A 13,032-nucleotide genomic window follows, 5' to 3' on the forward strand; every position below is an offset into this window, starting at 1 on the left:
CACGGGTAACCACAGCCATTGTTGGGCGAGTTGACGGCTGCCGAGGGGGCGCACGGGGTCACCGGAGCTGCCTTGGCCGGCGGCCGTGGCAAACGGGCCGGAGCGGGTTGGTTCGCCTGCGCCGCACAGTTCGCCGGCGGTGGGGGAGGGCTTCTCCGGATATCCCGCGATCGCGGCCCACTCAGTGAAGGGAAGCGGATGGCCGAGTTACCGGTCGCCGACGCCGAGCGCCCGGCCGCGGACCGGGCCGAGCGGAGCGCCGGCCCCTCGACGGCGCTGGTGCTGCTCTGCTGCCTGGGCGCCTTCATGGCCTTCCTGGACAGCACCATCGTGAACGTCGCCTTCCCCGGCATCGAGCGCCGGTTCCACGGCTCCGACCTGCCCACCCTGTCCTGGGTGCTGAACGGCTACAACGTGGTGATCGCCGCGCTGCTGATGCCGGCCGGGCGAGCCGCCGACCGGCTGGGCTGCCGGCGCTCCTTCGTGCTGGGCCTGGTGGTCTTCACCGCCGCCTCGGCGGTCTGCGGGGCGGCCGGCTCGGTGGAGCTGCTGATCGCCGCCCGGCTGGTGCAGGCGGTCGGCGCGGCCGTCCTGGTGCCCACCTCGCTGGCGCTGCTGATGCCGATGTTCCCGATGGCCCGGCGGATGGTGGCGATCACCATCTGGGGCGCGGCGGCCGCGCTGGCCGCCGGCATCGGCCCGGGCCTGGGCGGGCTGCTCACCGAGCACTGGAGCTGGCGGGCCGTCTTCTGGGTCAACCTGCCGATCGGCGCGCTGGCCGTCCGGGCCTCCCGCCGGCTGAGCGAGCAGCGCGACCGCGGCGGACCGCGCCCCGACCTGCTGGGCACGGCGCTGCTGGCCGCCGGGCTGGGCCTGCTGGCGCTCGGCCTGGTCAAGGGCCACGACTGGGCCTGGAGCAGCGGCCGCACGGTGGGCTGCCTGGCCGCCGGGGCGCTGCTGGTCGCGGTGGTGCTGCGGCTGAGCGCCAAGCACCCGGCGCCCGTGGTGGCGCTGGACCTGCTGCGCTCGCGCAGCGCGCTGGCCGGCAACCTGGGCTCGATGCTCTTCGCGGTCACCTTCTACGCGGTGATCCTCAACAACATCCTCTTCCTGAACAACGCCTGGCACTGGAGCCTGCTCACCGCGGGCCTGGCCACCACCCCGCCGCCGATCGCCACCGCGCTGGTGGCCCGCCCGGCGGTCCGGGTGGCCGAGCGGCTGGGCGACCGGGTGACGGTGGTGGCCGGCTGCCTGGTCTACTGCGCGGGCACCCTGCTGCTCTCCTGGGGCGGCGGGCGACCACCGGACTTCCTGGCGCACTGGCTGCCCGGGGCCGCGGTGATGGGGCTCGGGGCGGGGCTGGTCTGGCCGGTGCTCGGCAACGTGGCGATGGCGGGGGTGGAGCCGGAGCGGCTGGCCACCGCGAGCGCCGCCAACGCCGCCTTCCGGCAGCTCGGCGCGGTGCTGGGCACGGCGCTGGCGGTCTCCATCGTGAGCTCGGCCGGCCGGAACCTGCTGCACGGTGCCCGGGACACCTGGGTGCTGGCGATCTGCTTCGCGGCGGCGGTGGCCGTTCTGGTCTCGGTGGCACTGCCCGGCCGCGGTGGTGCCGCATCATCCACTCCCTGAATACCGGACACCGGATACCGAAGAAGGCCGTCCCGCGAAATAGCCGGGTTCCTCACAGATATTTTCCCGGGAGCCGTGGCGGGCGAGTCACTAGCACATGCGACGCCCCTCGGATCCGGGATTCGAGTAAACTCGCCATGAACTCGCCTGGAATCGGTTGCTCCGTCAAGATGCGTGTGACAATGGATACTTGGCGCGGCGAGAGTGGGCATGTACGCTTCTCGCCATGGTGACGCCTGGGGTGGAGTCCTACATTCGGCAGAAGTTCGTCGAGTTCGCGGGACTGTCTGATGAGCAAGTATTCGTCGAAGACGTGACTATGGCGGTGGTGATCAGCCGCAGTCCGCAAATGACCAACAGCATCGACTTGATGGAGGCGTTCGCGCGCACCGCGAACTCCGTGCGCAAGGAGTACGGCGTCCGGGTCCGGCTGCCCGCCCTCCCGCTGGACACGCCGGTCTCGATCGTGCTGAAGGCATTCCTGGAGGAATTCGAGAAGCAGGAGGCCGCGGCATGACCATCGCCGAGACCGAGCGCCCGGCCGCCCTCGCGGGCGAGGGCCAGCCGGCCATCCTGACCGACCTCTGGGACGCGCTGACCGAGCGCGGGATGTCCCTGGTGGACGTCACCTGGGAGCAGCACCGGCTGCACGAGTCGCGCCGCTGGAGCGTCGTCGAGATGCTCTCCGCGGTCGACCTGGAGAGCCTCACCGAGCTGGACCGGGTGCTGGTCTGGAACGCCGGCCGGGCCGAGCTGACCACCAAGCCCGGCGCCGACCGGCTGGAGCGGCAGGCCGAGGCCGAGTGCCGCCGCTGGCAGGAGACCAACCCGGCGCTCGCCTCGGTGATGCAGGCCTGCGGTACCTGGAGCCGGTACTGGAACGAGGAAGAGGCCCACCACGAGACCGTCTTCAACCGGCTGGCCGAGGTCACCGGAATGGAGCCGATCACGGACGAGACCTTCATCGAGTTCCGCCAGGTCTTCCCCGACGACGACATGCTGCGCACCCTGATGCTGCTGGCGATCTCCGAGATCACCGCCGCCGTCAACTACGGCGAGTGCCAGCACGCGATCAAGGACGAGGGCCTGAGGAAGATCTTCAAGCAGGTCGCGGCCGACGAGATCCAGCACCGCAACTACTTCATCGCCTTCGCCAAGGCGCTGATCGACAGCGGCGAGTACCACGCCAAGGACGCCTTCGCGGTGGCCCACCTCTTCCTGCGGGAGGACGGCGAGCTCGGCGGCAGCAACCGCGACCAGCGCGAGGACCGCGGCACCCACGTCAACTGGTGGGACCACCTGGAGACCGGGGAGACCGGCTTCCAGGTCGGGATGATGGAGAAGAAGGAGCAGCTGGTCTGCAGCGCGCTCAAGAAGATCACCGGCATCGAGGTGAAGAGCCGGGACGAGGTCGAGGACATGTGGATGGACCTCCTCGACTCGTGACCGGGCCCCGACTCGTGACCGGGCTTCGACTCGTGACCGGGCCGGACCGATGATCGGACTGGGCCACGACCTCCAGCAGGTCCGCGAGGTCGAGGCCGCCACCGGGCTGCGCGAGCCCGGGGTCTTCTTCACCGCGGCGGAGCTGCGCCGGATCGACTCGGCGCGGCAGCCGTCGCAGAGCCTGGCCGGCGCCTTCGCCGCCAAGGAGGCTCTCTTCAAGGCGCTGCCGCGTGCGGCCGGGACCTGGTTCTGGACGGATGCCGAACTGGTCCACGACCGCCACGGCGCGCCCTCGTTCCGCGCGCACGGCGCGCTGGCGGAGCTGCTGGCCCGTCAGGACCTGTCCGTGCACCTCTCGATCTCGCACAGCGGCGGCTTCGCCTCCGCCACCGTCCTGGTCAGCTCGGCCGGGGCGGCGGCGCCCGGCGCCCGCCCGGCACCTTCCCACGGGGGATCCGTCATGCACTACGGCGAGACCCGGCTCACCCTGCCGGTCCGTCCCAACGACCTCGACGTCCTGGGGCACGTGAACAACTCGGTCGCCCTGGAGTACCTGGAGAGCGGCCGCTGGCACTGGCTGGAGCAGCAGGGTCTGCTCTCCCGCGACTCGGTGATCGCCGTGGTCGCCCGGATCGAGATCGACTACCGGGCCGAGATCCCGCGCGGCGAGGTCGCGGTCACCACCGTGCTGGAATCCCCGGCCGAGGACGAGTTCGAGGAGGACGGCATCAGCTACCGGGCCCGGTTCCGGCAGCGGGTGCTGCTGCCCGGCACGGACAAGCTGGCGGTGGACGCCCTGGTCACGGTGGCCTTCCTGGACGCCGAGAAGCGCGCACTGGCCACCCTGCAGGACTTCATCGCGGCCTCGCGCCCGAGCTGAACACGACGACACGGACGGACCGGAGGGGCGCGGTGCTCGAACTCATCCAGCGCAATCAGCAGTCGCCGCAGCAGCGGGGCCTGTACCTGTACGAGAAGTTCGGCGAGCAGCCGGAGTTCCTCGGCTACCGGGACTTCCCCGAACTGGTCGCCGGCGCGGCCGAGTTCTTCCGCGCCGAGGGGGTGGCGGCGGGCACCCGGGTGGTCTTCCCGTTCGAGACCTCCAGCCAGGTGGTGATCGCCTTCCTGGCGCTGATGGAGATCGGCGCGGTGCCGCTCTCGGTCAAGCCGATGATCATGAGCACCCAGCGCGAGCCCTACCAGGAGTTCCTGGAGAAGGTCGCGCGGGACTTCGACGCCGCCCGGGTGCTGATGACGCCCAGCCTGGCGACCACCGAACCGCCGGTCCCCGGCCTGCCGCTGCCGCCGGCCGGCGCCCGGGTCCCCGGCGTGGTGCTGCGGGTGCCGGCCGGCGAGGAGCTGGCCTTCGTCCAGTTCTCCTCCGGCTCCACCTCCTTCCCCAAGGGCATCCCGGTCCGCCAGGACCGGCTGCGGGCCAACCTGGAGATGATCACCAGGGCCGACGGCCGGGCCCCGCACGAGCGGGTCAGCAGCTGGCTGCCGCTCTACCACGACATGGGCCTGGTCGGCGGGATGCTCTCCTGCTTCGCGGTCGGCTGCGACCTGATGCTGGCCGAGCCGGTCAGCTTCCTGTTCGACGCCCGCGGCTGGTGGGAGCACATGGCCCGGGAGCGGGCGATCGGCACGGTGATCCCGAACTTCGCGATCGACTACTCGCTGCGGATGATGCAGGACCTGGACCCGGACGAGGTGGCCGCCATGGACCTCTCCGGCATCCGCTCCGTCTACCTCGGCAGCGAGCCGATCAACCTGCCCAACCTGCGGGCCTTCGTCGAGCTGATGGCCCCGGCCGGCCTGGCCCCGGGCGTCTTCATGCCCTGCTACGGCATGGCCGAGGCGGTGCTGCTGGTCTCCACCCGGGAGGTCGGCGGCGGCGTCCGCGAGGCCACCGGCCCGTCCGGCCTGCCCGCCATCTCGGTCGGCCGGGTGCTGCCGGAGTTCGACCTGCGGCTGCGCGACGAGGACGGCCGGATCTGCGGCGAGGACGAGCTGGGCGAGATCGAGCTCGCCGGCGGCAGCCTGGCCGACGGCTACCTGGACCGCGGCGAGCCGCTGGCCGGCCCCGACGGCTACTACGCCACCGGCGACATCGGCTTCGTCAACGGCGGCGAGCTGTTCATCACCGGCCGGATCAGCGACCGGATCAAGGTCAACGGGCAGAGCCTGTTCGCCGCCGACTTCGAGCAGGCCGTCGAGCGGCTGCCGTTCGTCCGCGAGGGCCGCAGCGCGGTGGCCCAGCTGACCGACGGCCGGATCATCGTGCTCACCGAGGTGGACCGCGAGGCCCGCGACGACATCCCCGGCAGCCGCGCCCGGATCGCCGACCACCTCGCCCAGAGCATCGGCGTCACCGTCCACCCCCGGGACATCCACTACCTGCGCCCCAACCAGCTGCAGCGCACCAGCAGCGGCAAGCTCCAGCGCCGCGCCATCGTCGCCGCCTACGAGGCGGGCACCCTGCGGGGGCTGACCTTCGATCAGGCTTAGGGCCCGCCTTCCGGCTCCCGGTGCCCGACGGCCCACAGGGCCACCTGGGTCCGGGAGCCGGCGGCCAGTGTGATCAGGATGCGCGCGACATGGGCCTGGGCGGTCCGGGTCGAGATGACCAGGCGGTGCGCGGTCTCGCCGTTCGTCAGGCGCTGGGCGATCAGCTCGGCGCCCCCCTCCTGGCGGGGCAGCGGCCCGCCGGGAGGACGGCGGCGAACCCATCCGGGTGCCCTCGGCCACCGCCGCCTCGAACCGCTGCCGACCCTGGCCGGCGTGGTCGAACTCGCCGAGCTGGGCGTCCCGCAGTTCCTGCCGGTGACGGGCGCCTTCAGGTCCGCGCTGGAGGACCGCGAGGCCCGCGCGATCAGGCGCCTGATCACCCGCACCGGCTGCCGGGTCCCCGACCTGGCCCCGCACTGACACTTCGGCGAGCACCGGGTCACCGGGGCCGGACCGTGGCAGGCTGAAAGCATGAAGGTGATCGGATTCGTCCTCAACGTGCTCTGGCTGATCTTCTGCGGCATCTGGATGGCCCTCGGATACCTGATCGCCGGAATCATCTGCTGCGTCCTCATCGTCACGATCCCATTTGGTATCGCGTCGTTCCGGATCGCCGGCTACGTGCTCTGGCCGTTCGGGCGGACCACGGTGGAGCGGCCGGACGCCGGGGCGGCCTCCTGCGTCGGAAATGTGATCTGGTTCGTCTTCGCCGGCTGGTGGCTGGCGCTGGCGCACATCGCGACCAGCATCCCGCTCTTCGTGTCGATCATCGGCATCCCGTTCGGGTGGGCGAACCTGAAGATGATCCCGATCTCGCTGATGCCTCTGGGCCGCGAGGTGGTTTCCACCGACGAGCGGTTCGGCGGGCGCTGAGCGGAGTCGGCTGCGAGTGAGCGGCCCCGGGGTCACCCCGGGGCCGCTTCTGCGTTCCCCCGAGGGCTGAGGGGGCCGTCAGGCGGGAGCGGTCAGGCGGCCGACCAGGGTGACCACTGCCTCGCGGTCGGCGGCCGGGCGCGGGTCGGTGGCGCCGGCCAGCAGCAGCCGGGCCATCTGCGGGAGGGTGAACCACGCGTTCACCAGGCTGATCACCGAGAACATCAGCCGCGCCGGATCCACCTCGCCGGCCACCTCGCCGGTCCGCTGGGCGGCGGCGACGGCCGCGACCTTCTCGCCGTAGTGCGCGGTGCGCTCGGGGCCGGCGGCCGGCTCCTCGGAGCCGCTGCCGCACTGCAGGCCCTCCCAGGCCAGCAGGCGGGAGAAGTGCGGATTGGCCGAGTGGTAGTCGAAGACCCGGCCGGCGTAGTCGCCCAGGTCCAGCCGCTCGCCGGGTGCCGGGGCCAGCGGCACGGCTGCCGCCAGCTTGCCCAGCTCCGAGGTGAGCACCGCGGCGAACAACTGCTCCTTGTTGCCGAAGTACTGGTAGATCCGCTCCTTGTTCACGCCCGCCCGGGTGGCGATCCGGGCGATCCGGGCGCCGTCGGGGCCGAATTCGGCGAACTCCTCGACCGCGGCGTCGAGGAGGAGCTGCTGCGTGCGTGCGGTGTCCCAGGCCATGGGCCAAGGATAGCCGAATCCCCAAACAAACGGTTGGACTTTGTCGCGGCCATCTGCCAGAATCCAACCGTCGGGTTGGAGATCTGAGGCTCCAGCCGCTCGCCATCGGGAGGACTGCGCCATGACCACGCTCGAGACCACCACCGCCGCCGCCACCACCGTTGCCGCAGCCCCGTCCGTGCACCGCCGGGCGCTGCTCACCTGGGTCGCCGTCTACCCGACGATCACCGCGGCCTTCCTGCTGCTCGGCCCCTACCTCGGACACCTGCCGGTGGCGGTGCGCACCCTGGTGATGACCGGCCTGGTCGTCCCGGTCGTCGTCTACGGGCTGATGCCCGCACTGCTCAGGGTCGAGAAGCGCCTCGCCCGCCGGCGGTAGTCCTGGCGGTCCTCAGGGCGCGGGCACCGGCTGGGGGGCGGCGGGGCCGGTGTAGCGGGCGGCCGGACGGATGATCTTCGAGTCGGCCGCCTGCTCCAGGATGTTGGCGCTCCAGCCGATCGCCCGGGCCGCCGCGAAGGTGGGGGTGAACATCTCCCGCGGCAGGCCGCACAGGTGCATCACCACGCCGGCGTAGAACTCGACGTTGGTGTGCAGCTCGCGGCCCGGCTTCAGCTCGGCCAGCAGCGACACCACCCGGGACTCCACGGCGACGGCGAAGTCCACCAGCTCGCCGCCGAAGGACTCGGCCACCCCGCGCAGCATCCGCGAGCGCGGGTCCTCGGTGCGGTAGACCGGGTGGCCGAAGCCCATGATCCGGTCGCCGGAGAGCACGTGCTCCCGGATCCAGCCGTCGATCCGGTCCGGGGTGCCGATCTCGTCCAGGGTGTCCAGCGCCCGGCTCGGCGCGCCGCCGTGCAGCGGGCCGGAGAGCGCGCCCAGGCCGCCGACCAGGCAGGCCACCAGGTCGGCGCCGGTGGAGGCGATCACCCGGGCGGTGAAGGTGGAGGCGTTGAAGCCGTGGTCCACCGTGGAGATCAGGTACTGCTCGACGGCCCGGGCCTTCGCCGGCTCCGGCTCCTCCCCGGTGAGCATCCACAGGTAGTTGGCGGCGTAGCCCAGGTCGTCGCGCGGCTCCACCGGCTGCTCGCCGTGCTGCAGCCGGTGCAGCGCCGTCAGCACGGTGGGCACGAGGGCGGTGGCGAAGAGCGCGTCCTCGATCCGCTGCTCCGGCGCGGTGTCGTAGAGCGGCCGGATGCCGCGGTCGGCGGCGGCCACGGTGAGCGCGGCGCCGAGCGCGGCCAGCGGGCCGCCCTTGGCGGTGCCGGCGGCCAGCGCGGGCAGCGCGGCGCGCAGCGCGTCGGGCAGCCGGCGCAGCGGGGCGGTGCGGGCCAGGAAGGCGGCGCGGGCGGCGGCGTCCGGCAGTTCGCCGAGCAGCATCAGGTGCCACACGTCCTCCAGGCTGCGGCGCTCGGCCAGCTCGATCGCCGAGTACTGGCGGTAGTGGTAGAAGCCCTCCAGCCCGCGGACGTCGCTCAGCGCGGTCTCGGTGACGACGACGCCCTTGAGGCCGCGCGGGACCTCGATCTCGGTGGTGGTCATGGCGGTGGTTCCTCTCGGGAGGCCGTCTCGGGAAGCACCTCGTGGGCGCTCCGGTCAGGTGTTCGTCCGTGCTCTCGGGGCAACTCTCCGAGCATTGATCCATATTGTCAACGTTGATTGAAATCAATGTGTAATACTGGCGCCAGCATCCACCCGACGCGATCGAGAGGACTCGTCCCATGGCCGAGGAGCGCCCCGGGCGACTGACCACCCAGCAGGTCGCCGACCGACTGGGCGTCAAGGTCGAGACGGTCTACGCCTACGCCAGCCGTGGCCAGCTCAGCAGCGAGCGCGCGCCGGACGGCAAGGGCAGCACCTTCGACGCCCGGGAGGTGGCCGAGCTCGCCCGCCGCGGCCGCCGCCCGGCCGCCCGCCCGGCGGCCGGCGACCCGGTCGAGGTGCGCACCGGGCTGACCCTGATCGAGGGCGGCCGGCTGCACTACCGCGGGCGGGACGCGGTCGCGCTCGCCGAGCGGTACGGCTTCGAGGCCGCCGTCGGCTGGTTGTGGGGGATCGGCACCGACCCCGGCGCGCGGTTCCGGCTGCCGCCGGAGGCCGCCGTCGCACTGCACCGCGCGGCCGAGGCGCTGCCCGCCGGCATCCGGCTGCCCGACCGGCTGCGGGTCGCCGTCGCGGTGGCGGCCGCCACCGACCCGCTCCGCTTCGACCTGCGCGAGCAGGCGGTGCTGGCCACCGGCGCCGGGCTGGTCGCCGGGCTGGTCGAGGGGCTGCCGCGGACCGCGCCCGACCCCGGCCCCGAGGCCACGCTGGCCGCCCGGCTGTGGAGCCGGCTGGCGTCCGGCGCGCCCGGCCCCGGGTCAGTGGCCTGCCTGGACCGGGCGCTGGTGCTGCTGCTCGACCACGAGCTGGCGGTCTCCACGGTGGCCGTCCGGGTGGCGGCCTCGGCCCGGGCGCACCCGTACGCCGTGGTCTCCGCCGGACTGGGCGCCACCGACGGCCCGCTGCACGGCGCCGCCAGCTCGCTGGCGCACCGGATGCTCGGGGAGGTACTGGCCGGCGGGGCGGTGCCGGTGATCGGCGAGCACCTGCGCACCGGGCGGCCGGTGCCGGGCCTGGGCCACCGGCTCTACCCGGACGGGGACCCGCGGGCCGCCGCGCTGCTGGCGGCGGTGCGCCGGCTGGACGGCGGGGAGCGGGTGGTCGCGGCCGTCGAGGAGGTGGCCCGGGTGGCCGGCGGGCAGCCGGGCGCGCGGCCGAACGTCGACCTGGCGCTGGCCGCCCTGGCGCACACCGCCGGGCTGCCGGCCGACGCCGGCGAGGTCGTCTTCGCGGTGGCCCGCACGCCCGGCTGGCTGGCCCACGCCGTCGAGGAGTACGGCGAGGAGCCGCTGCGGATGCGGGCCCGGGCGACGTACACCGGGCCGCGTCCGCAGGCGGAGTGACGGGGCGTCAGTCCTCGGTGGCCAGTCGCAGTTCGCGGAACCGGTCGGCCAGCGCGTCCAGCGAGTAGTGCGCGTTCAGCCCGCTCGGGTTCGGCAGCACCCAGACCTCGGTGCCGCCCAGCGGCTCCGGTTGCCGCCCGATCACCGCCTTGGGCCGCCCGAAGCCGGCCCGGTAGGCGCCGATCCCCAGCACCGCCAGGGCCCGCGGCCGCAGCCTGGCCACCCGTTCGCGCAGCGCGGCCGCGCCGGCCAGCAGCTCCTCGCGGGTCAGCTCGTCCGCCTTGGCCGAGGCCCGGGCGACCACGTTGGTGATGCCCAGGCCCAGCCCCGGCAGCAGGTCCTGCTCGTGCGGGGCCAGCTGCCGGTCGGTGAAGCCGGAGCGGTGCAGGGCCGGCCAGAACCGGTTGCCGGGCCGGGCGAAGTGGTGCCCGGTGGCGCCGGACCACAGGCCCGGGTTGATCCCGCAGAACAGCACCCGCAGTCCGGGGCCGGTCACGTCGGGGATGGTGGTGTCCTGGGCGGCGGCCAGCTGGGCCGCCGTGGGGCGCGCGGGAGTGGTCACGGGCCCCAGTCTGCTACTCCGTCAGCGGCCGCAGCCGCGCCACCCCCGTCGCCCGGCGCCCCGCCCGGCGCTCGGCCCGGCGCTCCAGCAGCCGGGTCACCCCGAAGTAGACGGCGGCCGTGTAGAGCCAGCCCATCAGGATGTCGATCACGAAGTGCTCGGCGCCGTAGACCAGGGTGAAGGCCATCGCCAGCGGATAGAGCGCCAACAGCACCCGGGTCCGCCGGCCCGCCGTCGGCCAGAAGAAGAGCGCCAGCAGCATCGGGTAGGAGGCGTGCAGCGAGGGCATCGCGGCCACGTCGTTGTCGAACCGGCTGCCGTTCTCGAAGATCGAACCGGCTCGCGGCATCCCGGAGTTGGTCAGCACGTCGGAGACCACCCGGGTGAGCTGCGGAAGGTGCCCGTTCTGCGCGGTCAGCCACGGCGGGTCGGCCGGGTAGAGCAGGTAGGTGGCGAACGCGGCTATGGTCAGCGCGAAGTAGAGCGCCACCAGCCGGGTGAACCGGTCGTGCCGCCGCTTCCAGAGCACGGCCATGACGACGAAGACCGCGAAGAAGTGCGACATGTAGACCACCGTGCACAGGTAGTCGTACCAGTGCGGGTGGCCCGGGGTGTAGAGCCAGTGCTGCAGCCGGACGGTCCAGACCTGGCCGAAGCCGGCCGCCTTGTCGAAGGCGAGCTGCGGCGCCCAGTGCACCGCCCAGGGCGTGTGCGCGCCGTACCCGCGCAGCAGCGAGTACGCCCAGACCGCCGCCATCACGGGCACCCAGTCGCGCAGCACCCGCAGCCAGCCGAACCAGCTCCCGCTGTGCAGGCAGGCCGCCGCCAGCGCTCCCATCAGCCAGCAGAACACCAGATCGTTGGCGTACGGCAGCCCGTACTCGTCGGTGAAGTGCCAGAGCAGCAGGAAGTACGTCGGCCAGGCCAGCCAGCGCAGGTGCCGGCCCATGCGGAGCGCCGCCACGAGCCGGCCCCGCGGTCTGGCTGCGGTGCGCGGGTGGTCGGTGGTGGCGCGTACGGAGTGGAGCAGGCTGGTCACCGGTGGCGTCCCCTTCGTTGTCTGGTGGGGCAAGCCGGGTCAACCTAGTGCTCGATTTTTAAGAATTACTGAGCCCGTCGGCCCGCTTCCGCCCAACAGCTACTTCCCGGTGGCCCGCAGCCCGCTCACTCCCGGCGGACCCTGCACCAGAGGTCCACAGAAAACTCCCAGCATGCGTTCGCCCGCCGGGCGTGGCGCCCCGCCGCGGGCGGTGCGGCGCGGACCGTCCGTATCCGCCCGGTGGGCGCTGCGTGGCGTCCCTCGCTGCGGCTGAGCAGCGGCTTCGGCGTTCCATGGCTCGGCGCTTGGCGTCCCTGGACCGCATCCTTCGATACCGATCCCTCGGCCGCCTCGGAATCCGCCCTCGACTGGAACGTAAACCTCCGGTCACGACCCAAACCGATCGCGCCACGACCAAAACGGGCGGGCGCGCCGGGGATCACCCCGACGCGCCCGCCCATCCGACTCAGCGGTAGTTGACGTACTGCACCGCGAAGTCGAGGTCCTTGCCCTTGAGCAGGGCCTGCACGGCCTGCAGGTCGTCCCGGCTCTTCGAGGAGACGCGCAGCTCCTCGCCCTGGATCTGGGCCTTCACACCCTTGGGGCCCTCATCGCGGATGATCTTCGAGATCTTCTTGGCGTTCTCCTGGGAGATGCCCTCCTTGATGGTGGCGAAGATCTTGTACTCCTTGCCGGACAGCTGGGGCTCGCCCGCCTCCAGCGCCTTGAGCGAGATCTTCCGCGCCACCAGCTTGCCCTGCAGCACGTCGAGGATGGCCTTCACCCGCTCCTCGCCGTCCGCCTTCATCTCGATCTTGTCGCCCGTCCAGCCGATGGTGGCCCCGACGTTCTTGAAGTCGTAGCGGGTCGCGATCTCGCGGGAGGTCTGGTTGATCGCGTTGTCGACCTCCATCCTCTCGACCTTCGAGACGATGTCGAAACTGGAGTCGGCCATCTGTCCTGTGTCTCCTTGCAGACTCGGCGCCTTGTCCCCGCCGGCGCGGGGCCTTCACAGCCCCCCAGCCTATCCAGCGCCGCCCCACCAGCCCCCTTGATCATCACGTGACCAATCGAGTGGCGGAGCACCCCCCGTCATCAGGTATCGTTTACCCAGTCGAACGGGGCAGGGCCCCGGGAGGCAAACATCCTGGCTGGTTGCCCGAGCGGCCAAAGGGAGCAGACTGTAAATCTGTCGCGCAAGCTACGCAGGTTCGAACCCTGCACCAGCCACCGGATAGAGAAGCGGGGGGGGGGGGGGGGGGGGGGGGGGGGGGGGGGGGGGGGGGGGGGGGGGGGGGGGGGGGGGGGGGGGGGCGGCGGGGGGCCCCCCCCCCGCGGCGCGGCCGGCGCG

General features: G+C 72.5%; 15 protein-coding genes and 1 tRNA gene. 10 read left to right on the plus strand and 6 right to left on the minus strand.

The genetic code is table 11. The annotated features are described in order from the left end of the window. Nucleotides 1-198: 198 nt before the first annotated feature. The 5 genes from ACFYNO_RS27655 (at nt 199) to ACFYNO_RS27675 (ending at nt 5,583) form a co-directional block, all read left to right on the plus strand. Nucleotides 199-1,629 carry an MFS transporter gene (locus ACFYNO_RS27655; protein WP_388018066.1) on the plus strand — a complete coding sequence of 477 codons (1,431 nt, stop codon included), beginning with the start codon at nt 199-201 and terminating at the stop codon, nt 1,627-1,629. A gap of 226 nt (nt 1,630-1,855) precedes the next feature. Then, nucleotides 1,856-2,146 (plus strand): hypothetical protein, encoded by a 291-nt coding sequence (locus ACFYNO_RS27660; protein WP_388018069.1) that lies wholly within the window; start codon nt 1,856-1,858, stop codon nt 2,144-2,146. Further along, nucleotides 2,143-3,075 carry a ferritin-like domain-containing protein gene (locus ACFYNO_RS27665; protein WP_388018072.1) on the plus strand — a complete coding sequence of 311 codons (933 nt, stop codon included), beginning with the start codon at nt 2,143-2,145 and terminating at the stop codon, nt 3,073-3,075. Before ACFYNO_RS27660 ends, ACFYNO_RS27665 begins: the two co-directional genes overlap by 4 nt. Nucleotides 3,076-3,124: 49 nt before the next feature. Next, nucleotides 3,125-3,955, plus strand: a complete 831-nt coding sequence (locus ACFYNO_RS27670) for a thioesterase family protein (RefSeq protein ID WP_388018075.1) — start codon at nt 3,125-3,127, stop codon at nt 3,953-3,955. 32 nt (nt 3,956-3,987) lie between these two features. Continuing rightward, nucleotides 3,988-5,583 carry an AMP-binding protein gene (locus ACFYNO_RS27675; protein WP_388018078.1) on the plus strand — a complete coding sequence of 532 codons (1,596 nt, stop codon included), beginning with the start codon at nt 3,988-3,990 and terminating at the stop codon, nt 5,581-5,583. On the opposite strand, the gene ACFYNO_RS27680 is transcribed toward ACFYNO_RS27675, so the two are convergent. Then, on the minus strand, nt 5,580-5,732 hold the full coding sequence (locus ACFYNO_RS27680) for a LuxR C-terminal-related transcriptional regulator (protein WP_388018136.1): 153 nt from the start codon (nt 5,730-5,732) through the stop codon (nt 5,580-5,582). The genes ACFYNO_RS27675 and ACFYNO_RS27680 overlap by 4 nt on opposite strands. Here ACFYNO_RS27680 and ACFYNO_RS27685 point away from each other — a divergent pair. Together ACFYNO_RS27685 and ACFYNO_RS27690 are read left to right on the plus strand one after the other, a co-directional pair. Next, nucleotides 5,662-6,003: a hypothetical protein gene (locus tag ACFYNO_RS27685; RefSeq protein ID WP_388018139.1), complete on the plus strand. Its 342-nt coding sequence runs from the start codon at nt 5,662-5,664 to the stop codon at nt 6,001-6,003. The two genes, ACFYNO_RS27680 and ACFYNO_RS27685, sit on opposite strands and share 71 nt — an antisense overlap. 51 nt (nt 6,004-6,054) lie before the next feature. Continuing rightward, complete coding sequence (locus ACFYNO_RS27690) at nt 6,055-6,456, plus strand: YccF domain-containing protein (RefSeq protein ID WP_388018081.1); 402 nt, start codon at nt 6,055-6,057, stop codon at nt 6,454-6,456. A gap of 78 nt (nt 6,457-6,534) precedes the next feature. Here the strand turns inward: ACFYNO_RS27690 and ACFYNO_RS27695 are convergent, their stop codons facing one another. Continuing rightward, entirely contained in the window at nt 6,535-7,137 is a 603-nt protein-coding gene (locus tag ACFYNO_RS27695; protein WP_388018084.1) for a TetR family transcriptional regulator, read from the minus strand. Nucleotides 7,138-7,258: 121 nt separating this feature from the next. Here ACFYNO_RS27695 and ACFYNO_RS27700 point away from each other — a divergent pair, with 121 nt between their 5' ends. Continuing rightward, nucleotides 7,259-7,516, plus strand: coding sequence for a hypothetical protein (locus ACFYNO_RS27700; protein ID WP_388018087.1), 258 nt, complete (start codon nt 7,259-7,261; stop codon nt 7,514-7,516). Nucleotides 7,517-7,528: 12 nt separating this feature from the next. Here the strand turns inward: ACFYNO_RS27700 and ACFYNO_RS27705 are convergent, their stop codons facing one another. Further along, nucleotides 7,529-8,677 carry a citrate/2-methylcitrate synthase gene (locus tag ACFYNO_RS27705; protein WP_388018090.1) on the minus strand — a complete coding sequence of 383 codons (1,149 nt, stop codon included), beginning with the start codon at nt 8,675-8,677 and terminating at the stop codon, nt 7,529-7,531. Nucleotides 8,678-8,856: 179 nt separating this feature from the next. On the opposite strand from ACFYNO_RS27705, the gene ACFYNO_RS27710 reads away from it, so the two are divergent. Next, entirely contained in the window at nt 8,857-10,080 is a 1,224-nt protein-coding gene (locus tag ACFYNO_RS27710) for a citrate synthase (RefSeq protein ID WP_388018093.1), read from the plus strand. A gap of 7 nt (nt 10,081-10,087) precedes the next feature. Here ACFYNO_RS27710 and mug read toward each other — a convergent pair whose 3' ends face one another. The 3 genes from mug to ACFYNO_RS27725 all read right to left on the minus strand — a co-directional run bounded on the left by mug (nt 10,088) and on the right by ACFYNO_RS27725 (nt 12,636). Then, on the minus strand, nt 10,088-10,642 hold the full coding sequence (mug, locus tag ACFYNO_RS27715; RefSeq protein ID WP_388018096.1) for a G/U mismatch-specific DNA glycosylase: 555 nt from the start codon (nt 10,640-10,642) through the stop codon (nt 10,088-10,090). Between the two features lie 13 nt (nt 10,643-10,655). Next, nucleotides 10,656-11,681 (minus strand): phosphatase PAP2 family protein, encoded by a 1,026-nt coding sequence (locus ACFYNO_RS27720; protein WP_388018099.1) that lies wholly within the window; start codon nt 11,679-11,681, stop codon nt 10,656-10,658. A gap of 466 nt (nt 11,682-12,147) precedes the next feature. Further along, nucleotides 12,148-12,636 carry a YajQ family cyclic di-GMP-binding protein gene (locus ACFYNO_RS27725; RefSeq protein WP_388018102.1) on the minus strand — a complete coding sequence of 163 codons (489 nt, stop codon included), beginning with the start codon at nt 12,634-12,636 and terminating at the stop codon, nt 12,148-12,150. A gap of 194 nt (nt 12,637-12,830) precedes the next feature. Here ACFYNO_RS27725 and ACFYNO_RS27730 point away from each other — a divergent pair. Next, nucleotides 12,831-12,911 (plus strand) — tRNA-Tyr (locus tag ACFYNO_RS27730). The last annotated feature ends 121 nt before the right edge of the window (nt 12,912-13,032 follow it).

Source organism: Kitasatospora sp. NPDC006697 (assembly GCF_042869935.1).
GTDB lineage: Bacteria > Actinomycetota > Actinomycetes > Streptomycetales > Streptomycetaceae > Kitasatospora.